This is a genomic window from Streptomyces sp. MS06 (assembly GCF_047200655.1).
Classification (GTDB): domain Bacteria; phylum Actinomycetota; class Actinomycetes; order Streptomycetales; family Streptomycetaceae; genus Streptomyces.
Window position 1 is genome coordinate 24,978 of record NZ_JBJZOJ010000018.1, and the last position, 22,181, is coordinate 47,158.

17 protein-coding genes and 1 pseudogene are annotated in these 22,181 nt (G+C 74.5%); 4 read left to right on the forward strand and 14 right to left on the reverse strand.

The window, feature by feature from the left end; all coding sequences use genetic code 11:
* Window positions 1–15 precede the first annotated feature (15 nt).
* Window positions 16–1,124: pseudogene (locus ACL02U_RS12265) on the reverse strand (glycoside hydrolase family 6 protein).
* 252 nt (window positions 1,125–1,376) lie between these two features.
* On the opposite strand from ACL02U_RS12265, the gene ACL02U_RS12270 reads away from it, so the two are divergent.
* Entirely contained in the window at window positions 1,377–2,063 is a 687-nt protein-coding gene (locus ACL02U_RS12270; protein WP_412790776.1) for a DUF5995 family protein, read from the forward strand.
* A 90-nt stretch (window positions 2,064–2,153) separates the two neighbouring features.
* A complete protein-coding gene (locus ACL02U_RS12275) occupies window positions 2,154–3,080 on the forward strand; it encodes an LLM class F420-dependent oxidoreductase (protein ID WP_412790777.1) in 927 nt (308 codons plus the stop codon).
* Between the two features lie 103 nt (window positions 3,081–3,183).
* Here the strand turns inward: ACL02U_RS12275 and ACL02U_RS12280 are convergent, their stop codons facing one another.
* From ACL02U_RS12280 to rpe, 6 genes are all read right to left on the reverse strand, one after another.
* Window positions 3,184–4,899 (reverse strand): flavin monoamine oxidase family protein, encoded by a 1,716-nt coding sequence (locus tag ACL02U_RS12280; protein ID WP_412790778.1) that lies wholly within the window; start codon window positions 4,897–4,899, stop codon window positions 3,184–3,186.
* Between the two features lie 52 nt (window positions 4,900–4,951).
* Window positions 4,952–5,746, reverse strand: coding sequence for a carbon-nitrogen hydrolase family protein (locus ACL02U_RS12285; protein WP_412790779.1), 795 nt, complete (start codon window positions 5,744–5,746; stop codon window positions 4,952–4,954).
* A gap of 244 nt (window positions 5,747–5,990) precedes the next feature.
* The gene (locus tag ACL02U_RS12290) at window positions 5,991–6,443 is read right to left on the reverse strand and encodes an Lrp/AsnC family transcriptional regulator (RefSeq protein ID WP_412790780.1); all 453 of its coding nucleotides are present in this window, start codon (window positions 6,441–6,443) and stop codon (window positions 5,991–5,993) included.
* Between the two features lie 202 nt (window positions 6,444–6,645).
* The gene (locus tag ACL02U_RS12295) at window positions 6,646–8,097 is read right to left on the reverse strand and encodes a GuaB1 family IMP dehydrogenase-related protein (RefSeq protein ID WP_412790781.1); all 1,452 of its coding nucleotides are present in this window, start codon (window positions 8,095–8,097) and stop codon (window positions 6,646–6,648) included.
* A 328-nt stretch (window positions 8,098–8,425) separates the two neighbouring features.
* Complete coding sequence (locus ACL02U_RS12300) at window positions 8,426–9,469, reverse strand: sugar-binding transcriptional regulator (protein WP_412790782.1); 1,044 nt, start codon at window positions 9,467–9,469, stop codon at window positions 8,426–8,428.
* A gap of 78 nt (window positions 9,470–9,547) precedes the next feature.
* Window positions 9,548–10,234, reverse strand: a complete 687-nt coding sequence (gene rpe, locus ACL02U_RS12305) for a ribulose-phosphate 3-epimerase (RefSeq protein WP_412790783.1) — start codon at window positions 10,232–10,234, stop codon at window positions 9,548–9,550.
* 200 nt (window positions 10,235–10,434) lie between these two features.
* Here rpe and ACL02U_RS12310 point away from each other — a divergent pair, with 200 nt between their 5' ends.
* Window positions 10,435–12,573, forward strand: coding sequence for an MMPL family transporter (locus ACL02U_RS12310; protein ID WP_412790784.1), 2,139 nt, complete (start codon window positions 10,435–10,437; stop codon window positions 12,571–12,573).
* Here the strand turns inward: ACL02U_RS12310 and ACL02U_RS12315 are convergent.
* Together ACL02U_RS12315 and fmt are read right to left on the reverse strand one after the other, a co-directional pair.
* The gene (locus tag ACL02U_RS12315; protein WP_412790785.1) at window positions 12,554–13,981 is read right to left on the reverse strand and encodes an RsmB/NOP family class I SAM-dependent RNA methyltransferase; all 1,428 of its coding nucleotides are present in this window, start codon (window positions 13,979–13,981) and stop codon (window positions 12,554–12,556) included. The two genes, ACL02U_RS12310 and ACL02U_RS12315, sit on opposite strands and share 20 nt — an antisense overlap.
* A gap of 63 nt (window positions 13,982–14,044) precedes the next feature.
* Window positions 14,045–14,977, reverse strand: a complete 933-nt coding sequence (gene fmt / locus ACL02U_RS12320) for a methionyl-tRNA formyltransferase (protein ID WP_412790786.1) — start codon at window positions 14,975–14,977, stop codon at window positions 14,045–14,047.
* 445 nt (window positions 14,978–15,422) lie between these two features.
* On the opposite strand from fmt, the gene ACL02U_RS12325 reads away from it, so the two are divergent.
* On the forward strand, window positions 15,423–15,968 hold the full coding sequence (locus tag ACL02U_RS12325; protein ID WP_412790787.1) for a hypothetical protein: 546 nt from the start codon (window positions 15,423–15,425) through the stop codon (window positions 15,966–15,968).
* Window positions 15,969–16,061: 93 nt separating this feature from the next.
* Here ACL02U_RS12325 and ACL02U_RS12330 read toward each other — a convergent pair whose 3' ends face one another.
* From ACL02U_RS12330 to gmk, 5 genes are all read right to left on the reverse strand, one after another.
* Entirely contained in the window at window positions 16,062–18,215 is a 2,154-nt protein-coding gene (locus ACL02U_RS12330; RefSeq protein WP_412790788.1) for a primosomal protein N', read from the reverse strand.
* A gap of 175 nt (window positions 18,216–18,390) precedes the next feature.
* Window positions 18,391–19,599: a methionine adenosyltransferase gene (gene metK, locus ACL02U_RS12335; RefSeq protein ID WP_412790789.1), complete on the reverse strand. Its 1,209-nt coding sequence runs from the start codon at window positions 19,597–19,599 to the stop codon at window positions 18,391–18,393.
* Between the two features lie 238 nt (window positions 19,600–19,837).
* Window positions 19,838–21,040: a bifunctional phosphopantothenoylcysteine decarboxylase/phosphopantothenate--cysteine ligase CoaBC gene (gene coaBC, locus ACL02U_RS12340; protein WP_412790790.1), complete on the reverse strand. Its 1,203-nt coding sequence runs from the start codon at window positions 21,038–21,040 to the stop codon at window positions 19,838–19,840.
* A 166-nt stretch (window positions 21,041–21,206) separates the two neighbouring features.
* Window positions 21,207–21,479 carry a DNA-directed RNA polymerase subunit omega gene (gene rpoZ, locus ACL02U_RS12345; RefSeq protein WP_003977348.1) on the reverse strand — a complete coding sequence of 91 codons (273 nt, stop codon included), beginning with the start codon at window positions 21,477–21,479 and terminating at the stop codon, window positions 21,207–21,209.
* An 83-nt stretch (window positions 21,480–21,562) separates the two neighbouring features.
* Window positions 21,563–22,156, reverse strand: coding sequence for a guanylate kinase (gene gmk / locus ACL02U_RS12350; RefSeq protein WP_412790791.1), 594 nt, complete (start codon window positions 22,154–22,156; stop codon window positions 21,563–21,565).
* Window positions 22,157–22,181: the final 25 nt, after the last annotated feature.

Here is a 22,181-nt window from a genome sequence, read left to right on the forward strand (position 1 = left end):
GGGCGCACCGGCTCGCTAGGAGGTGCCCCCCGCCAGCTCGTACGCGTACGCCGCCGTGAACTCCCCCGGCTCCCCCCGGCAGCCGTCCGACTCCCCCGGCGGCTTCACCCACAGGTACGCGTCGATCCTCGACCGGCCGGTCGTCAACGTCGGTGCGTGGCCCAGGGCCCGGCCGGCGGGGTCGCACCACGCGCCGTCCGGCGGGGCGCCGTTGCCGTTGCGGCTGGTGTCGACCACGGCGCCCAGCCCGGCGGGACCGCCGAGGGCGTCGAGGACGGCCCGGTCGTAGGCGACCTCGTCCGCGGTGCGGTGGAAGTTGGCGACATTGCTGAAGATGCCGTCCGAGGACGCGGACGAGGCGGCGCCCGCCTGCCGGAGCAGCGCGGCCTGCCGGGTGGGGGCGTTCCAAGCGGAGTGCCCGGCGTCGTAGTAGACGCGGGCGTGCGGGTCGGCGGCCTTCAGCACCCGGCCGGCGCGGGCCAGCGAGGCGAAGCGGGCGGCGCGACCGCCGGCGGACAGGCAGTCGGACTGGGCTACGGCGTCCGGCTCCAGCACCACCAGGACCTCTCCGGAGCCCAGTCCCGAGGCGAACGCGTCGATCCAGCGGTCGTAGGCGCCGAGGTCCGGCGCTCCGCCCTCGGAGGCCCCGCCGCAGTCGCGGTCCGGGATGGCGTAGGGCACGAGGACCGGCACCCGCCCCTGCCCGGCGGCGCGCGAGGTGACGGCCCGCACCTGCGCGGCGACGCGGTCCGGCGCGAAGTCGGCGAACCACACCGCCTCGGGCTCCGCGGCGATGCGGGACTCGATGACCGGCGTGCGCGGGTCGCCCGGATGGGCCCGGACCCAGTCCAGGACCTGGGAGTCCGGGTGCCGGTAGAGCGGCGACGGCGCGGGCGGCCGCCGGGCGGACCGGTCGGCGGACGGCGAGGGCCCGGCGCTGGTCGGCGTCCCGGTCGGCGACGGGGACGGGGAGGGCGGGACGGAGGGCCGGAGCGGCGGAGCGGCGGAGCGGCAGGCCGGGACGCCGGCGACGGCGGCCCGGCCGCCCGCGGTGCGGCCCGGCCGCCGCCCGGCGCACCGCCGGCTGCGCCGAGCAGCACGGCCGCGGTGCCGGCGGCGGCCACGACCGCCGCGGCGAGCAGCGCGCGCCGCCCGGCCGCGCGGCGGCTCCTCGCCCTGCGCGCGGCCAGCCGCCGCGCACGCGAGCCTGGCACGGTGGTGTTCCCCTCTCTCCCCGGCCGCTGGGTCCCGGGCCGGTGGGCCCGGGCCGGGCGGGGCGCGTCTCACTCGTCCGCACCACGGCGTCGTTCCCCCGATCCGGGGAAGCGCCGGGCCCGCCGGCCCTGCGGCAAGCCTACGGCTGCGACTCTTCCCCCATGGCGCAGTTGGAACAGTTCACCACCCCCGTCGACGCGGTGATCTCCCGGATGCGCGCCCTGGACGCGGCGCTGCCGGAGCGGGACGGGGTCGCGGTCTTCAACCGCGTCTACCTCACCGTGACCGAGGAGGTGGACCGGCACATCGACGCGGGTGCCTTCCCCGACCCGCGGGCCGCCGCCACGCTGGACGTCCGCTTCGCGGAGCGGTACCTGGCGGCGGTCGACTCGGCCGACCGGGTGCGCCGGGCACCCGCCTGCTGGCGGCCGCTGTTCCAGTTCCGCCGGCACCCCGGAGTGCGACCGCTGCAGTTCGCGCTGGCCGGCATCAACGCGCACATCGGCCACGACCTGGCACTCGCCGTGGTGGACGCCTGCCGCAGCCTCGACTGCGCTCCCACCGATCTGGAGGACGAGTTCGAGCGGGTGGGCGGGGTGCTCGACTCGCTGGAGGAGCGCATCCGCGACGCGCTGCTGCCCGGCCCCGACCTGCTGCGGATCGCCGACCCCCTGACCCATCTGCTCGGCTCCTGGAGCCTGGAGCGGGCCCGGGACGCGGCCTGGTCGACGGCGCGCGCCCTGTGGGCGCTGCGCCCGCTGCCCGAGGTCGCGGCGGAGCTGACCGAGCGGCTGGACGCGGCGGTCGGCCTCGCGGGGCGCATGCTGCTCACCCCGCTGCCGGACTGATCCGGCGCGGCCCGCGGGTCCTCGCGGCACAACGCGGCGATCACTGTACGTTGACCGGCGGGCACACCGATCACGAAGGAGCTGTCAGCCATGGCCATCCGGCTCGGACTCGGTCTTCCGCAGCACCGCCAGTACGACCTCGGCAAGGACGTGCCCGACGTGGCACGCGCCGCCGAACACATCGGGTACGACAGCCTGTGGGTGTACGAGCGGGCGCTGTTCCCGGAACCCGCGACCCAGGGCCTGTACGGCATCCCGGGCCTGCCCTGGCCCGACGCCTACCGGGGGGTGGCCCAGCCGCTGGTCACCCTCACCCTGGCCGCGGCGGTCACCGAGCGGGCCCGCCTCGGCACCGGCATCCTGGTCGCTCCGCTGCACCTGCCCTTCCAGCTCGCCAAGGCGCTGGCCACGCTGGACGCGGCGAGCGGCGGCCGGGTCGTCGCCGGGTTCGGCACCGGCTGGTCCCTCGACGAGTACGCGGCCACGGGTGTACGGCCGTTCGAGGAGCGCGGCCGGGTGCTGGACGAGCTGCTCGGCGTCTGCCGGGCGGTGTGGGGACCGGACCCGGTGGCGTACGACGGCGAGATCACCCGGGTCGCCTCCGCGGTGGTCGGGCCGAAGCCGGCCCGGCCGATCCCCGTCCTGCTGGCCGCGAGCAACCGGAAGGCGCTGACCCGGGTGGTGGACCACGCCGACGGCTGGATCCCGGTCGGCATGGGCACCGAGCAGCTCGCCGCCGGCCTGCGCCGGCTGCAGGACCTGGCCGCAGAGCGGGGCCGCGAGAAGCCGCTGGAGACCGTCGTCCGGGTGAACGCGGAGTACTCGGCCGAGGCCCGCGGCGGCGACCGGCGCCCCTTCCAGGGCAGCGCCGACCAGATCGTCGAGGACCTGGCCGCGCACGCCGCGGTCGGCGTCCAGGAGATCCTGGTCGACCTGCAGTCCACCCCGCGCGACGGACAGGAGCTGAAGGAGATCGCCGCGGAGGTCTACGAGAAGGCGCGCGCGGCCGGGATCTGACCCCGCCCGCGGACGGGTACGCCCCCGGGGTGGGCGGCGGTTCCGTTCCCGTCGGCGGGCCTTCGGCCCGGCCCGCTCCGGCCGGTCCCGAAGGCCCGCCCGATCAGTCCTCGGGCAGTTCGACCGGGGCGATCTCGTCGAAGACGTCGCCGGGCCCCGGGTTGGCGGGGTCGGTCGCCCCGCCCAGGTGGTGCATGACGCCCCAGACCGCGTTCAGCGCGGTCTGCACGGCGCCCTCGGCCCAGCCGGCGGTCCAGGAGATGTCGTCCCCGGCCAGGAAGACGCCCCGCTTGTCGGCGGGCAGCCGGTCCTGCACGAAGTGCGTGAACAGGCGCCGCTGGTAGCGGTAGTGGCCGGGCAGGTTGGCCTTGAACGCGCCCATGAAGTAGGGCTCGTTCTCCCAGGAGACGGTGACCGGGTTGCCGATGACGTGCTTCCTGATGTCGACCTTCGGATAGATCTCCGACAGCGACTTCAGCATCACCTCCATCCGCTCGTTCGCGGACAGCGGCAGCCACTTCAGGCTGTCGTCGCACCACGTGTAGGAGAGGCAGATGACGGCGGGCCGGTCCGGGCCGTCGTCCAGCAGGTAGGTGCCCCGGGTCATGCGGTCGGTCAGCGTCATCGACATGACGTCCCGGCCCGTCGGCCTCCCCTCGTCGTCGACGGCCTCGTCCCGCCAGAACGGCCGGTCGACGGGGACGAAGAGCTTGCTGGACTCCATGTAGTGGGTGCGCTCGATGGCGGTCCAGTGGTCGATGGGGAACAGCGCGTCGTCGCACTCGATCTTGGACAGCAGCATCCAGGACTGCGCGGTGAAGATCGCCGCCCGGTAGGTGCGGATGTCGCCGGCGGCGTCCGTCACGGTGATCCGGTTGCCGGCGGTGCGGTGCAGCCGGGTCACCGCCGGGCGCGGCTCGCCGCCGGTGTGCAGCGACTCCAGCGAGGTGCCGAGCGGCCAGTGGACGATCTTCTGCGGTTCGCGCTCCCACAGCCGCAGCGGCAGTTGCTGGGAGCCGCCGACGATACCGCGGTGGTGGTCGTCGGCCTCGGTGTAGACCACCCGGAGGATCTCCAGGATGGAGTTGGGGAAGTCGGTGTCCCAGCCGCCGGTGCCGAAGCCGACCTGGCCGAAGATCTCGCGGTGCCGGAACGACCGGAAGGCCTCGGAGTCGCAGAGGAAGCCGTAGAAGGTCTGGTTGTCGAGCTTCTCCACGAGCCGCGCCCAGATCTCCCGGATGCGCGGGACGTCCCGTTCCCGCAGCGCCCGGTTCATGTCGGAGAAGTCGGCGCCCTCCTCCAGGCACCTGTTCCACGCCTCGGCGACGTCCCGGTAGACCTGCGGCAGATCGTCGACCGTCTCCGCGTAGTGGGACTCGCCCTTGAGGTCGACGACGGTGGACGGGGTCGCCTCGGCCAGCGGGTTGGGGAACGGCCTGGTCTCCAGGCCGGCCAGGTCGATGTAGTGCTGGAGGGCGGTGGAGGACGGCGGGAAGCGCATGGCTCCCATCTCCGCGGTCAGGCCCTCGGTACCGGTGCCCTCGAAGCCGACCGTGCGCAGCCGGCCGCCGATCCGGTCGGCCTCGTAGACGACGGGCCGCAGCCCCATCTTCATCAGTTCGTAGGCGGCCACGATGCCGGACAGCCCGCCGCCGATGACGGCGACCTCGGTGCCGTGCTCGGTCGCCGGCACCTGGCCGAGGCCGGCCGGGTGGGCGAGGAAGTCGTCGTAGGCGTAGGGGAAGTCCGGGCCGAACATGGTGATCGGCGGCTGCTGCGCGTCGTTGTGCTCGACGGCGTTGGGCACCGTGGACGTCATGGGGTGGGGACTCCTTGCGCGGTACGGAACAGAGGGTGGGCGGTGCCCGGGTTCAGGGTCGGACGAGGTCGCCGTAGAGGCCGGGGCGGCGGTCCCGCAGATAGGGGTTCGCCTCGCGGGACGCGGCGAGCAGGGCCGGGTCGGCGTCGGCGAGGAGCAGTTCCTCGGCCCGGCCGGCTCGGGCGCGGGCGACTCCGTCGGGGCCGGCCAGCACGGACAGCCCGACGAACTCGAACTCGCCCTCCGCACCGACCCGGTTGACGTACGCGACGTACATCTGGTTCTCGAAGGCACGCACCGGGACCAGCGACTCGGCGACGAACTGGAAGGGGTGCATCTGCGCCGTCGGCACCAGGAGGAGGTCGGTGCCGGCCAGCGCGTGGGCGCGGACGTTCTCCGGGAACTCGACGTCGTAGCAGATCATCAGGCCGACGGTCAGGCCGTTCAGCTCGGCCTGCACCACCGGCTGCCGGCCCGGGGTGAACTGCTCCCGCTCGAAGGCGCCGAACAGGTGCGTCTTGCGGTAGCCGGCCAGGCGGGTGCCGTCGGCGGAGACCAGCTGCACGGAGTTGTGGACCGTGTCGCCGTCCCGCTCGGGGTAGCCGTAGGCGACCGCGATTCCGTACCGTCCGGCGGTCTCGGCGACGGCGTCCGCCGAGTCGCCGTCGGCGGGCTCGGCGAGTGCGGCGACGCCGTCGCCGATCGCGTAACCGGTCAGGAACATCTCCGGGGTGACGAGCAGCGCGGCGCCCGCGGCCGCGGCACGGCCCGCGGCCTCGTCGAGGACCTTGAGGTTCTCGGCGACCGAGCCGGGGCGGCCGGAGCTCTGGAGCAGGGCGGTGCGCATGCGTGGTCCTCACCGTGGCGGAGGGGTTCGGGGATTCCCCTAGACGGTACGGTCGGCCGCCGCGGGCGGACAAGGAGGAGCCGTTGCGCGCCGGCGAGCGGTTCGTTGCGTGCTCAGCGGGCAGGGCGGAGATTCGTTGCACGGCGGCACGGCGGCACGGCGGCACGGCGGCGGCACGGCGGGGACAGCCGGACGGCGGGGACAGCCGGACGGCGGGACGGCCCGCCCGCCGGGCGGGGCGGGGTCAGGTCGGCGAGCCGGAGGAGAAGCGGCGCAGCAGCGGCGAGAGCACCAGGACCGATCTGGTGCGCTCCACGAAGGGCTCTCCGGCGATGCGTTCCAGGACCCTCTCGAAGTGGCGCATGTCGGAGGCGAAGACCTGCGCGACGGCATCCGCGTCACCGGTCACCGTCGAGGCGGCCACGACCTCCTGGTAGCGCTCCAGACCCCGCTGGATGGTCTCCGGCGAGGTGTTGCTGCGGCAGTAGATCTCGACGAAGCCCTCGGTCTCCCAGCCGAGGGCGGCCGGGTCGACGCGCACGGTGAAACCGGTGATGGCGCCGGTGGCGCGCAGCCGGTCCACGCGCCGTTTCACCGCCGGCGCGGAGAGGCCGACGAGGTGCCCGATGTCCGCGTAGGAGCGGCGGGCGTCCTCGGCGAGGGCGTGCACGATGCGTTCGTCGAGATCGTTCAGCACTGCGGGTCGTTCACTTCACTTCTGGTCGGGCCCGGCGGGTCGGGTGCGGCAGGGGCCGCACCCGAAGTAGAACACGAGGCCGACGGCAGTCCGGGCACCCGCGACGCCGGCGGTGCCGGGGCGGCCGGACACCGCGGAACGGAACGCGCGGGGTCCGCCGCATCGGGGAGGGCGGCGGGCCCTGCGGCGGGGCGCCGGCGGCTCAGCTCCAGCTGGCGTGCAGCGGCTTGCCCTCGGCGTAGCCCGCGGCGCTCTGGATGCCGACGACGGCCTTGTCGGCGAACTCCTCCAGGTTCGCCGCTCCGGCGTAGGTGCAGGAGGAGCGGACGCCCGCGATGATCGAGTCGACGAGGTCCTCGACGCCGGGCCGGGCGGGGTCGAGGAACATCCGGGAGGTGGAGATGCCCTCCTCGAACAGTGCCTTGCGGGCCCGGTCGTACGACGACTCCTCCGCCGTGCGGTTGCGCACGGCGCGCGCCGAGGCCATCCCGAAGGACTCCTTGTACAGGCGGCCGCTCGCGTCCTGCTGGAGGTCGCCGGGGGACTCGTAGGTGCCCGCGAACCAGGAACCGATCATCACGTTGGACGCACCGGCGGCGAGCGCCATGGCCACGTCGCGCGGGTGGCGGACGCCGCCGTCGGCCCACACGTGCTTGCCGTACCTGCGCGCCTCGGCCGCGCACTCCAGCACCGCGGAGAACTGCGGCCGGCCGACGCCGGTCATCATGCGGGTGGTGCACATGGCGCCCGGCCCGACACCGACCTTGACGATGTCGGCGCCCGCCTCGACCAGGTCCCTGACTCCCTCGGCGGAGACGATGTTGCCCGCCACGACCGGCACCCGCGGGTCGAGCGCCCGCACCAGCCGCACCGCGTTGATCATCGACTCCTGGTGGCCGTGCGCGGTGTCGATGACCAGGGTGTCGACGCCCGCGTCGAGGAGCTGCTTGGCCTTGCCCGCCACGTCGCCGTTGATGCCGACGGCGGCGGCGATGCGCAGCCTGCCCTGCGCGTCGGTGGCCGGCGTGTACAGGGTGGCCCGCAGGGCGCCCTTGCGGGTGAGGATGCCGGCCAGCTTGCCGTCCCTGCCGACCGCCGGGGCGTAGCGCCGGTTGGCGGCGTCGAGGGTGTTGAATGCCTCCCGCGGGTCGATGTCTGCGTCGAGCAGCAGCAGGTCGCGGGACATCACCACCTCGAGCTGGGTGAAGCGGTCGACGCCGGTCAGGTCGGCGTCTGTGACGACACCGACCGGCCGGAGGTCGTCGTCCACGACGACGCCCGCGTTGTGCGCGCGCTTGGGCAGCAGGGCGAGCGCGTCCGCGACGGTCTGGTGCGGAGCGAGCACGATGGGGGTGTCGAGCACGTGGTGGCGGCTCTTCACCCAGCTCACGACCTCGGTGACGACGTCGATCGGGATGTCCTGCGGGAGCACCACGAGTCCGCCGCGGCGGGCCATCGTCTCGGCCATGCGACGGCCTGCGATGGCCGTCATGTTGGCGACGACCAGCGGGATCGTGGTGCCCGTGCCGTCCGGGGCCCCGAGGTCCACGCCCTGACGGGAACCGACGGCGGAGCGGCTCGGCACCATGAACACGTCGTCGTACGTCAGGTCGTAGGCGGGCCGGATGTCGTTGAGGAAACGCACGTGCTGCACATCCCAGTCGATCAGAGGCGGCCCCCGGACAGGTCAGCCAGGGGGAAAGAGCACGTACCTCATTCTCCCACGTCGGAGGGGATGCGATGCCTGGTCGCATCGTCCAGCGTCCGTCCCGGGCCGTTCGGAGGATCCGCCGAGGCGGCGGGCGCGCCGGTCCCCGTCCGGCAACCGGGCCACCGGGCACGCCGGTCCCCGCCCGGCGCCGCGCGGCCGGTGGGTCGGGCCCCGGCCCGCGCGCCCCGGTCGGCACGGCGGGCGGTCCCGTCCGGCACCGCGGCCGATGTCGCGGGCCGGCCCCCGCCGGCACCGCGGCCCGGTGCGGCGGTCAGATACCGTCCGGGTCGGCGCGGTTCAGCGCCGGGCGCGGTGCGGGACCCGCGGTCATCAGGTAGTCCGCGGCGGACGTGTCCGTCACCAGGCTGGTCACCAGTCCGGAGCGCAGCACCGCGTCGATCGCCGGAGCCTTGCGCTGCCCGCCCGCGATGGCCACCACCTCGGGGATGCGGCGGAGCTGGTCGGCCTTGACGGTGATGCACCGCTCCCCCAGGTCGCGCCCGATCCGGCGCCCCTCGGAGTCGAAGAGGTGCGCGGACATCTCGGCGGCCACGCCCAGCGAGGCGTAGTGCGCGCGCTCCTCGTCGCTGAGCATGTCGTGCACGGTGGAGATGCCCGGTTCCCAGGAGCCGATGGAGACGCAGGCGACGGTGACCTTGTCGAAGTACTCGAAGGCCCTGGCGATCCCGGTCTGGTGGCGCAGCGCCCCCGCCGTGGCCGCGTCGGGCAGCAGCATCGGCGCGTAGATGGGGTGGGCGTCACCGCCGGACACCTGTGCGGCCCGGCGGACCGCCTCCACGGACCCGCGCTCCGCGGTCCCGGCGTCGTACACGCCGGTCAGCTGCACGACGGTGCAGGGCGGCAGCCGGTCCAGCGCCGCGGCCATGTGGATGGTGGACCGGCCCCAGGCCAGGCCGAGCACATCGCCCTCGGCGACGAGCTCGCCGAGGAGGTCGGCGGCCACCTCGCCGAGGTTCTCCGGATCGGGGGTCTCCTCGGCGTCCGCCGGGGACTCGACCACGACGGCGTGCCGCAGTCCGTAGCGGGCGCGGAGCGCGTCGGAGCGCTCGGCGTCCAGTTCCGCCGGAACACGGATCTCGATGCGTACGAGATCGCGTTCGAGGGCCGTCTCCAGGACCCGGGCCACCTTGAAGCGGCTGACGCCGAACTCCTCCGCGATCTGGATCTTCGATTTTCCCTCGAGGTAGAAGCGGCGGGCCATGGCCGCCGCCTGCACCAGTTCAGCGGGTCCCATCCGCGTGGCTGACCGGCCCGCCGACATACCCGACACGGCGCTCTCCTCACTGCTGTTCACACTCTGGACTCGCCGTTCATCCTTGCAGATGCGGCGCGCTCGATCAGCCCTGGCGGGCGGCGTTCATGTTCCTGTGGCTCAGTGGTCGCATGCCCAGGACGCCCCGGCGGCGGCCGTCTCCGCCTGGGTGCGCAGGGCACTCACCGCCTCGGCCGGGTCGGATGCCCCGTAGACCGCCGAGCCGGCGACGAAGACGTCGGCCCCCGCCTCCGCGCACCGCTCGATCGTCGACGCCGAGACGCCTCCGTCGACCTGCAGCCACAGCTGGAGGCCGTGCTTGCTGATCAACTCGCGGGTGCGGCGGATCTTCGGGAGCATGATGTCGAGGAACGCCTGCCCACCGAAGCCGGGTTCAACCGTCATGATCAGCAGCATGTCGAGTTCCGGGAGGAGGTCCTCGTACGGCTCGACGGGCGTCGCGGGCCGGAGCGCCATCGAGGCCCGGGCCCCCTTGGCCCGGATCTCGCGGGCCAGCCGGACCGGAGCGGTGGCCGACTCGACGTGGAAGGTGACGGAACCGGCACCCGCCTCGACGTACTGGGGCGCCCACCGATCGGGGGCCTCGATCATCAGATGGCAGTCCAGCGGCGTGTCCGTCGCACGCGCCAGTGACTCCACCACCGGCACACCGAGCGTGAGGTTCGGGACGAAATGGTTGTCCATCACGTCGACATGGAGCCAGTCGGCTCCCTGCACCGCCTTGGCCTCGTCCGCGAGACGGGCGAAGTCGGCGGAGAGGATGCTGGGGTTGATCTGCACGGCCATGCCCCAAGACTGCCATGCGCGGGGCCGTGCCGTGACAGCGGTCTCGGAAGGCGGACGCCGATCCGGCGCGCGCGCCCGGACGGGCCCGCCCCGCGCCACGTGCCCTGCCCCACCTGCGGGGCGCACCGGCCCCGCCCGCCTCACCGCCCCGGCCCCGGGACGCGGCGGATGCCGAGGCGCGCCGGGCTCCGGGGTCACCCGTGACGCGGGAACGAGGGGTCGCCCACCTGGTCTGCGGACGGCGGGCCAAGTGGGTGGTCCTCGCCGTGTGGCTGGTCGCGCTCCTCCTGACGGCGCCCCTGGCGCAGCGGCTCACCGACGCCCAGGACAACGACGCCCAGTCGTGGCTGCCGGGGTCGGCCGAGTCCACGCAGGTGCTCCAGCTCTCCGAGCACTTCCGTCCCGAGCAGATCCCCGCGGTCGTCGTCTACGCGCGCGCGGACGGTCTGACCGCGCGGGACCGGGCGCAGATCGCGCAGGACGTCGGGCAGCTGAGGCAGCTCCACGACCACGGCATCCGGGGCGCGGAGACGCGCGGCCCGGTCTACGACCGGCAGACCGCGCCCCGCGCGGCCCAGGTCTACGTGCCGATCACCATGGACGAGAAGGGCTGGCAGCGGATCTCCCCGGCCGTGGACTCCATCCGATCGGTGGTCGGTACCGGCGGCGCCGGAATGGCCGTGCACATCACGGGTCCGGGCGGCACCTCCGCCGACTTCGCCAAGGCGTTCGAGGGCATCGACTCCACCCTGCTGCTGGCGGCGGCGGGCGTCGTGGTGGTCATGCTGCTCCTCACCTACCGCAGCCCGACGCTGCTGCTGGTGCCGCTGGTCTCGGTCGTCGCCGCGCTGTTCACCGCGCAGGCGCTGGTCTACCTGCTGGCCTCGCGCGGCGGCCTGACGGTCAACGGGCAGAGCGCGGGCATCCTCACGGTCCTCGTCTTCGGCGCCGGCACCGACTACGCGCTGCTGCTGGTGGCCCGCTACCGGGAGGAGCTGCGCCGGCACCGGGACCGGCACGAGGCGATGGCGCTCGCCCTGCACCGGGCGGGCCCCGCGGTGCTCGCCTCCGGCGCGACGGTGGTGCTGAGCATGCTGGTGCTGCTGGTCGCCGAGATGAACTCCACCAGCAGCCTGGGCCCGGTAGCGGCGGTCGGGGTGACCGTCGCCCTGCTGGCCATGCTGACCCTCTTCCCGGCACTGCTGGTGATCTGCGGGCGGTGGATCTTCTGGCCGGTGGTCCCGCACTTCGGTGACGCCGACCCGACGGAGCGGGGGGTGTGGGCCCGCACCGGCCGCCGCATCGCCCGCCGCCCGCGGATGGTGTGGGGCCTGACGGCCGCCGTGCTGGCGGTCTGCTCGCTCGGCCTGCTCCAGTTGCGCGCCGACGGCATCTCCAACGCGGACGCGTTCACCCACAAGCAGGACTCGATCGTCGGCCAGCAGGTCTCGGCGCGGTACTTCCCCGCGGGCAGCGGCGACCCACTGGTCATCGTCACCGACCGGGCGCAGGCCCGACAGGTGGGCCGCGCCGTCGCCGGGACGCCCGGCGTGGTCCCCACGTCGCTGCGCCTGCCACCGGGCACGAGACCCTTCTACGACGGGAAGACGCTGTTCGAGGCGACGCTGTCCGACCCGGCCGACAGCGACGCCGCCAAGCAGACCGTCCAGCGGGTGCGGGAGGCGGTGCACGCGGTCCCGGACGCGGACGCCAAGGTCGGCGGCGGTACGGCCGCCCTGCTAGACATGGAGGACGCCACCACCCGCGACAACGTGGTGATCATCCCGCTGGTGCTGGCGGTCGTCCTGCTGATCCTGACCGTCCTGCTGCGCGCCCTGGTCGCACCACTGCTGCTGATCGGCACGGTGATCCTGTCCTTCACGGCGGCGCTCGGGCTCAGCGCGCTGGCGTTCCGGCACATCTTCGACTACGCGGGCGAGGGAACGGACTTCCCGCTGTTCGTCTTCGTCTTCCTGGTCGCCCTGGGCATCGACTACAACATCTTCCTCACCACCCGCATCCGCGAGGAGGCGGCCCGCCAGGGCACCCGTGCCGGGGTGGTGACCGGCCTGGCGGCGACCGGCGCGGTGATCACCTCGGCGGGGCTGGTGCTGGCGGGCACCTTCGCCGCCCTCGGCACGCTGCCGATGGTCGCCTTCGCCGAGATCGGGTTCGCGGTCGCGCTGGGCGTCCTGCTGGACACCTTCGTGGTCCGGTCGGTGCTGGTGACGTCGCTGTTCCTGGACGTGGGCGAGGGAGTGTGGTGGCCGCACCGGCCGAAACCGCGGGGCGGCGCGGGCCCGGCGCCCGCGCCGGAGGTCAACCGGTCCGGCGGATGAGGGCCAGGTACATCGCGTCGGTGCCGTGCAGATGCGGCCACAACTGCACGTCGGGGCCCTCGCCGAGGTCCGGCACGCCGGGCAGCAGCGGCCGGGCGTCGACCAGCTCGGCCTGCGGGAACCGCTTGAGCACGTCCGCCACCACGGCCCGGGTCTCGGCGAGATGGGGCGAGCAGGTCGCGTAGCCGACGACGCCGCCGACCCGCACCGACTCCAGCGCGGAGCGCAGCAGGCCGCGCTGGAGCGGGGCGAACGCCTCCAGGTCCTCGGGGCGGCGCCGCCACCGGGCCTCGGGCCGCCTCCGCAGCGCACCGAGCCCGGTGCACGGCACGTCGACCAGGACCCGGTCGAAGCTGCCCGGCCGCCACGGCGGACGGGTTCCGTCCGCGGCGACGACCTGGTACGGCCCCGGGTTGCCGGCCAGCGCGCGGCCCACCAGCCCCGCCCGGTGCGGCTGCTTCTCGGCGGCGAGCAGCGCCGCGCCCCGCTCGGCGGCGAGCGCCCCGAGCAGGGCCGCCTTGCCGCCCGGTCCGGCGCAGGCGTCGAGCCACCGGGCGTCGCGGCCCTCGACGGGTGCGCCGGCCAGGGCCAGGGCGACGAGCTGGCTGCCCTCGTCCTGCACACCCGCGCGCGACTCGCGCACCGCCTCCACGGCACCGGGCTCACCGCCCTCGGCCAGCCGCACCGCGTACGGCGACCAGCGCCCCGGCACGGCGGCGTCCTCGCGCAGCAGTTCGTCGGTGGTGGCGCGTCCCGGCCGGGCCACCAAGGTGACCTCGGGCCGCTCGTTGTCGGCGGCCAGCAGCCGCTCGATGCCGTCCCGGCCGCCGCCGAGGGAGTCCCACAGCGCCGACACCACCCAGCGCGGGTGCGAGTGCACGATCGCGAGATGGTCCTCGGGATCGGCCTCGTAGGGCGGGGCGACGCGCTCCAGCCATCCGTCGAGGTCGTCGCGTGCGACCTTGCGGAGGACGGCGTTGACGAACTTGGCGCGTCCGTCGCCGAGCACCACCCGGGCCAGCTCCACGGTGGCGGAGACCGCGGCGTGCGACGGGATCCGCGTCCCGAGCAGTTGGTGCGCGCCGAGGCTGAGGACGTCCAGCACCGGCGGGTCCACCTCGCGCAGCGGCCGGTCGACGCAGGCGGCCAGGACGGCGTCGTAGGTGCCCTGCCGGCGCAGCGTCCCGTACACCAGCTCGGTCGCCAGCGCCGCGTCCCGCCCGTCGAACCGCTCGGGCCCCTCCTTCTCCCGCGCCCTGCGCAGCAGCGGCGGCAGCACGAGGTTGGCGTAGGCGTCCCGCTCGTCGACGGCGCGCAGCGCCTCGAAGGCGAGGATGCGGACGGGGTCCTTCTGGGGCCTGCGGTAGGGCTTGGCGGGCCTGCGGGACCCACGGGAGGTGTCGCTCACGAAAAAGGTGCTCCGGATGTCAGTGCGGGGTACCCGACCAGCCTACGTCCCGCCGGCACCCGGCTAGCCGCCGAGGGCCTCCCCCGCCGTGATGCGCGCCCCGCGCGCCCAGGCCGCGGCCTGCATCGGCTTCTTGCCCTGGGGCTGCACCCACAGCAGTTCCACGGCGTGCGAGCCGGTGCCGGCGTGCACGCTGTTCTTGCCGACGTCGAGGGCACCGGGCTCCAGTCCGGTGCGCTCGGGACGCGGCGCCACCTGCATCAGCTTGAGCCGCTCGCCGCGGAAGGTGGTCCAGGCCCCGGGTGCGGGGGTGCACCCGCGCACCACCCGGTCGACGCGCAGGGCGGGCGCCTTGAAGTCGACCCGGGCGTCCTCGACGGTGATCTTCGGGGCGTGGGTGACGCCGTCACCGGGCTGCGGGACGGCCTTCAGCGTGCCGTCCTCGATGCCGTCCATGGTCGCGGCGAGCAGTCCGGCGCCGGCGAAGGCGAGCCGGGTGAGCAGGTCGCCGCTGGTGTCGGTGGGGCGGATCACCTCGGTGACCGTGCCGTACACCGGGCCGGAGTCGAGGCCTTCCTCGATGAGGAAGGTCGAGGCGCCGGTGATCTCGTCGCCCGCCATCAGGGCGTGCTGCACGGGTGCGGCGCCGCGCCATGCGGGCAGCAGGGAGAAGTGCAGGTTGACCCAGCCGCGGGCAGGGACGTCGAGGGCCACCCGCGGCAGCAGCGCCCCGTAGGCGACGACGGGGCAGCAGTCCGGGCCGATCTCCTTCAGCCGCTCCAGGAACTCCGGTTCGCGCGGCCGGACCGGCTTCAGCACCTCGATCCCGGCCTCCTGCGCCCGCGCGGCCACGGGCGAGGCGATCAGCCTGCGCCCGCGTCCGGCGGGCGCGTCGGGCCGCGTCACGACGGCGGCCACCTCATGCCGCCCGGAGGCGAGCAGGGCGTCCAAGGCGGGAACGGCGACCTCGGGGGTACCGGCGAAGACGAGCTTCATGGGCGGGCACGGACCTCTCGGCGGGCGGACAAGCACGGGTGACGGCCCAGTCTATGACCAGGCGGGGAGGGTCGCAGACGGCGAGAGGCGGCCGGCTCCGGGCGCTGCCGCGCGCCCCCGCCGGGAGGGTGCGCGGCAGTGGTCCGGGGGCGAGCGCGACCGCGGTCCGGAGGCGGGTGCGGCAGCGGCCCGGGGGCGAGCGCGACAGCGGTCCGGAGGCGGGCGCGACAGCGGTCCGGAGGCGGGCGCGACAGCGGTCCGGAGGCGGGCGCGACAGCGGTCCGGAGGCGGGCGCGACAGCGGTCCGGAGGCGGGCGGGCGGAGCCCTCGGCGGGGGCGTACGCATATGCCGGCACGCCCCCGGTGCGTGACCGGCGAAGCGATCCCGCGTTGGTCAAGAAAGAGTTGACCCCTTCTCCTCAACGCCGGTTCGAGAGGCTTGTTCATGGCCGACCACGCAACCCACGACGCCCAGGCCCGGGCCAGCCTGCACCTGCTGGTGCGGGACATCGAGCGGGTCCGCCGGCAGGTGGACGCCCTGCGCACGCTCACCGCCCAGTTGGGCAACGTCTACCGCCCCCGGCGCTCCGGCCCCTCCGCGGGCTTCGTCGTCTACGGACGCGCCCCCGCCCCGACGGTCCGTCTCGCCCAGGAACTCCGCGACAGCGTCGAGACGCTGGTGACGGCCGCGGTCGACTTCGACCGCTCGCTGGGCTTCTCCTGGGACGCGGTGGGCTCCGCACTCGGCGTCACCAAGCAGGCCGTGCACCGCCGTTACGGCTCCCGCCGCTCCGGAGCCCAGGCCACCGCCGAGACCGAGCGGGCCTCGGACGCTTCGGGCACCCACCCGGGCGACGTGAACACCGGTATCCCCGCGGCGCCGACGGTTCCCGCCGCGCGTTCCATGCCGACCCAGCCGACGGCGGGCAGCCCGGCTCTGTGCGAGGAGACCCGCCCGAGGACCGCCTTCCCGGGCCCGCGCAACGGCTGACAGCGGGCCGGCGGCGCGTTCGAGGCGCCGTCGATCAGCCCTCCCGGCGAGCGTCGGGAGGGCGTTCTTGCGCCCGGGCCCAACCCAGCCGCCTCACCCGATGTCGGGCGGATCGATCCGTACCCACACCGGTGGTTCGCCGGCTCCGCTCCCGCGCGCGGTCCGCGCCGCCTGAGCCGCCTTCAGCGCCCCCGCGAGCGCGGCACCGCTCCCGGGCGGGACCCGGATCAGGGCCCGCTCCCAGTGCTGCCCCGGCGGCGGCGCCCCGGGCCGCCTGGTCCGGCCGGGCGCGGTGGCCGGCACCGGCACCGGGCCCAGCACCTCGGCCCGCTCGGGCAGTTCGGCCGCGCCGAGGAACGCGGCGAGCGCCTCCGGCGGGCCGGCCACGGCCGCCATCCGCGACACCGGAGGGAACCCGAGCTCGGCCCGCTCCTCCAGTTCGCGCACCGCGTGGCCGACGGGGTCCCAGCGCACCAGCGCCTGCACCGGTCGGGCCGTCGCCTCGGCGACGACGGCCACCGTCCCGCCCGCGGAGTGCGGCCGCACCAGTGCGGCCGCGGCGATCCAGCGGCGCAGCGCGTCCTCCCCCGCACGCAGGTCGGGCCGCCCGAGCAGGGCCCACCCGTCGAGCAGGAGGGCCGCCGCGTAGCCGCCCTCGGCGACCGGTTCGGCCCCGGGGGTGCTGACCACCAGGGCCGGGGCGTCCGGCACCGTGTCGAGCACATGCTCACGGCCCGAGGTGCGCACCGGCACCGCGGGGAACGCCCGGCCGAGTTCCTCGGCGGTGCGCCGGGCCCCCACCACCTGGGCGCGCAGCCGGAAGGAGCCGCACTGAGGGCAATGCCAGGACTCCTCCGGGCGCCCGCACCAGACGCATCCCACCGCGCCGGCGTCCTGCGCCTGGAGCGGTCCCGCGCAGTGCCGGCACCGCGCGGGCTCACGGCACCGCGCGCAGGCCAGCCGGGGGGCGTATCCGCGCCGGGGCACCTGCACGAGGACCGGCCCGTGCCGCAGCCCTTCCCGGGCGACCTGCCAGGCGAGGGTGGGCAGCCGGGCGGCTCGGGCGGCCTCGTCCCGGGCGAGGTCGCCGTCGCCCACGGTGCGCACCAGCGGTGCGGCGGCCCGCACCTGCTCGCGTGGTGGGGCGACCGGCCGGGCCCAGCCGCTCCGCACCAGTTGTGCGGCCTCGACGGTGCAGCCGAAGCCGCCGAGCAGGAAGCCGCAGCCGTCCTGCGCGGACCGCAGCAGCAGCACCTCGCGGGCGTGCGGTTGCGGGGCGTGCTGCTCGCTGTGGCTGTCGTCGCCGTCGTCCCACAGCGCGACGAGGCCGAGGTCGCGCACCGGGGCGAACATCGCGGCACGGGTGCCGACGACCGCCCGGACCGCCCCGCGCCGCACCGCCAGCCACTGGCGGTAGCGCTTCTCCGGCCCGGCGTCGGCGGTGAGCACGGCGTGCCGGCCCTCACCCAGCAGCTCGGTCAGGGCGGCGTCCACCCGGGACACGGCGCGCCCGTCGGGCAGCACGGCGAGCGCACCGCGCCCGGAGGCCAGCGCGGCCGCGACCGCCCGTGCCAGTTCCCCGGCCCACAGCGGCCCGGGCAGCGCCTGCCACACGGCGCGCGGCGATCCGCCGGCGGCGAGCGCCTCGACGAACGCGGCGCCCCGTTCGTACCGCGTCCAGGGGCCCGGCGCGGGCGGCGGGGGCGGCGGCAGCGGCTCGGGGGAGGGCTGCTTCTCGGCGCGGGCGCTGCGCGGCGGTACGGCGAGCTGGAGCACGTCGGCGAGGCTGCCGGCGTAGCGGTCGGCCACGGACCGGGCCAGCCGCAGCAGTTCGGGACCGAGTACCGGCTCGGGGGAGACCACCTGGGCGAGTGCGGCCAGGGGCCCGGAGTAGTCGGACTCGGGCAGCCGCTCGATCAGGAAGCCGTCGATGAGTCCGCCGCCCTCGCGGCGGCCCTCGCGCACCCGGTGCCGTCCGGCGCCGAAGCGCACCCGGACGCGCACCCCGGGCTGGGCGTCCGCGTCCAGTTCCCGGGGCACGGCGTAGTCGAAGTACCGGTCGAGGTGCAGCACGCCCTTGTCGACGAGCACCCGCGCCACGGGCCGGTCCGGGGCGAGCTCGGCTCCCCGCCAGGTCCGCGGCTTGGCGCGGGGCGCCTTCGCCTTGCGCACGCTCTCCCGGATGAGGGCGAGCTGCTCCGGCGGGGCGCCCTCGCCGCCGCTGCCGTTGCCGTTCTCGCCGCTCACGTGTGCATTCTCGCAAAGGGCGCTGACATCGGCGCCGAGGGCCGCGAGCGGGCGAGGCGCCTCCCGGAGGCCGGCCGGTGCGCCGTCGGGCGGCTCCGGGCCCACCGACGCGCCGGGGCCCGGCCGCCCCGCGTCATGCGGGAGGGCCGGGCCCGTGGACCGGACGGCGGGCCGTCTAACGGCCGGCGGCCTTGCGCAGCGCCTCCTGGCGGTCGGTGCGCTCCCAGGTGAAGTCCTGCAGTTCGCGGCCGAAGTGGCCGTAGGCGGCGGTCTGCGCGTAGATCGGGCGCAGCAGGTCCAGATCGCGGATGATGGCGGCCGGCCGCAGGTCGAAGACCTCGTCGATGGCCCGCTCGATCTTCTCCGGCTCCACCTTGTGGGTGCCGAAGGTCTCCACGAACAGGCCGACGGGCTCGGCCTTGCCGATGGCGTAGGCGACCTGGACCTCGCAGCGCGCGGCGAGGCCGGCGGCGACGACGTTCTTGGCGACCCAGCGCATCGCGTAGGCGGCGGAGCGGTCGACCTTGGACGGGTCCTTTCCGGAGAAGGCGCCGCCGCCGTGCCGGGCCATGCCGCCGTAGGTGTCGATGATGATCTTCCGGCCGGTCAGCCCCGCGTCGCCCATCGGGCCGCCGATCTCGAACCGGCCGGTCGGGTTCACGAGCAGGCGGTAGCCCTCGGTGTCCAGCTTGATGCCCTCGTCGAGCAGTGCCTGCAGTTCCGGCTCCACGACGAACTCGCGGATGTCCGGCGCCAGCAGCGAGTCGAGGTCGATGTCGGAGGCGTGCTGGCTGGAGACCACCACGGTGTCCAGCCGGACCGCCTTGTCGCCGTCGTACTCGATGGTGACCTGGGTCTTGCCGTCGGGGCGGAGGTAGGGGATGGTCCCGTTCTTGCGGACCTCGGACAGGCGCTTGGACAGGCGGTGCGCCAGGAAGATCGGCAGCGGCATGAGCGTCGGGGTCTCGTCGCTGGCGTAGCCGAACATCAGGCCCTGGTCGCCGGCGCCCTGCCGGTCCAGTTCGTCGTCGTCGCCCTCGACACGGTTCTCGTAGGCGGCGTCCACGCCCTGCGCGATGTCCGGGGACTGCGCGCCGATGGAGACGGAAACGCCGCAGGAGGCTCCGTCGAAGCCCTTCTTGGAGGAGTCGTAGCCGATCTCCAGGACCTTGTTGCGCACCAGGGTCGCGATGTCCGCGTACGCCTTGGTGGTGACCTCGCCGGCCACGTGCACCAGACCGGTGGTGATCAGGGTCTCCACGGCGACCCGTGAGTTCGGGTCCTCGCGCAGAAGCGCATCGAGAATGGTGTCGCTGATCTGGTCAGCGATCTTGTCGGGGTGACCCTCGGTCACGGACTCCGAAGTGAACAGACGACGGGACACAACGCTCCCTGGGGTTGCAGCGGCTGCTGGCTGATCATGGGCGGACGGGACGGGGGCTGCGCCCGGCATCGTCCGAGAACAGTTTATCGGTCGCGCTCGGCCGCCGGCCCACCCGTCTCGCCTCTCGGGAACGCTGTGACCTGCGGCACGGGCATTCTGCCCAATGGCGTGCGCAATTGAACAGAGGCGCCACGCCCCGAAGTGCGAAACGTGTACGCCGCCCGGCCGAAGGAAACCGTCACCCGAGTCGGCGCGCCACCAGGTCCCACACGATTTCGGCCAGGGCCTCCTTGGGGCCGTGCGGCACGGTCGTCTCGCCGCCGTCGGCCGCGAGTACGACGGCCTCGTTGGTCTCGGAGCCGAAGGTCCGGTGCTCCCCCACCTCGTTGACGACGAGCAGGTCGCAGCCCTTGCGCCGCAGCTTGGCGCGGCCGTTGGCCAGGGCATCGTCGGTCTCGGCGGCGAAGCCCACGATCACCTGACCGGGGCGGGGCCGTTCGGCTGAGATCTCCGCCAGGATGTCCGGATTTCGCAGCAGGGCGATCGGCGCCGGCTCCTCGCCGTCCTTCTTCTTGATCTTTCCTTCGGCGTAGGCGGCCGGGCGGAAGTCCGCCACCGCGGCCGCCATGACCACGGCGTCGGCGTCGGCGCCGGCCTTCAGCACGGCCTCGCGCAGTTGCGCCGCCGTACCGACCGGGACCACGTCCACCCCGGCCGGGTCGGGGAGCCGGGTGTTCGCGGCGACGAGGGTGACGCGGGCGCCGCGGGCGGCGGCGGTGCGGGCGAGCGCGTAGCCCTGCTTGCCGGAGGAGCGGTTGCCGAGGAAGCGCACCGGGTCGAGGGGTTCGCGGGTGCCTCCGGCGCTCACCACGACATGCCGTCCGGCGAGGTCCGGCCGGTCCGCGCCGCGGGCCAGCACGCGGCGGCAGACCTCGAAGATCTCGGCGGGGTCGGGGAGGCGGCCCTTGCCGGTGTCGACGCCGGTGAGCCGGCCGACGGCGGGTTCGATGACGACGGCGCCGCGTCGGCGCAGGGTGGCCACGTTCTCCCGGGTGGCCGGGTGCTCCCACATCTCGGTGTGCATCGCGGGGGCGAAGACGACCGGGCAGCGGGCGGTGAGCAGGGTGTTGGTCAGCAGGTCGTCGGCGAGGCCGTGGGCGGCCCGGGCGAGCGTGTCGGCGGTGGCGGGGGCGACGACCACCAGGTCGGCCTGCTGGCCGATGCGGACGTGCGGGACCTCGTGGACGCCGTCCCAGACCTCGGTGGAGACGGGATTGCCGGAGAGCGCGGACCAGGTGGCGGCGCCGACGAAGTTCAGGGCGGACGCGGTGGGGACGACCCGCACCTCGTGGCCCGACTCGGTCAGTCTGCGCAGCAGCTCGCAGGCCTTGTAGGCGGCGATCCCGCCGCTGACCCCCAGAACCACCTTCGGTTTGTCCACCGTCTCTCCCCGGACTCGGATACCCGTACTCCCCCATGCTGCCTCACCGCCGCAGGACGGCCGCGTCCCGGGCTCCGTCGGGGGTACGGCCCCGCACCGGGAGCAGACCACGGGCCCGGCAGTGGGACTGCCGGGCCCGTGGACAAGCCGACGGTGAGTCGGGGGCTTACTGGGCCGGGCCCTCGATGGCCTCGGACGTCAGCAGGCCCGCGTTGATCTCACGCAGAGCGATCGAGAGCGGCTTCTCGTGGACGTGGGTGTCGACGAGCGGACCGACGTACTCGAGGAGGCCCTCGCCGAGCTGCGAGTAGTACGCGTTGATCTGGCGGGCCCGCTTGGCCGCGTAGATCACGAGGCTGTACTTCGAGTCGGTGGCCTCGAGGAGCTCGTCGATCGGCGGGTTGATGATGCCCTCGGGCGCGGAGATGGAAGAGGACACGCTCTACCTTCCGATGGGTGGGAAAGATGCAGTCGGGACGACCGTCGTCCGAGCGGTCCGGGATTCCGGACGGCCGGCGGCGATCACGCGACATCCATCAAGGCTAGCAGCTCGCGCGCCACGTCCTCGACGGAGGTGTTGACCAGCGTCTCGTCGAACTCCGACTCGGCCGCCAGTTCGGTTCTGGCCGCGCCGAGCCGGCGCTCGACGACCGCGGGCGGCTCGGTGCCCCGGCCGGTCAGCCTGCGCACCAGCTCCTCCCAGGAGGGCGGGGCCAGGAAGACCAGCTGGGCCTCCGGCATGGACTCGCGGACCTGCCGGGCCCCCTGGAGGTCGATCTCCAGCAGCACGGACTCCCCCGCCTCCAGCCGTTCGATCACGGCCGCGCGGGGGGTGCCGTAGCGGTTGCCGGCGAACTCCGCCCACTCGAGCAGTTCGCCGTTGGCGATCAGCTTGTCCATCTCGTCGTCGGTCACGAAGAAGTAGTGGACTCCGTGCTTCTCGCCGGGGCGCGGCTTTCGGGTCGTCGCCGAAACCGAGAGCCAGACCGCGGGGTGTTCCTTGCGCATGTGGGCGACGACCGTGCTCTTGCCGACCCCGGAGGGGCCGGAGAGCACGGTCAGCCGCGGACGTGCGTCCGGGGGCTCGGGGGTCGTCCCCCGGGGTGTTACAGCCATGCGGCGATTATTCCAGCAATCGCCC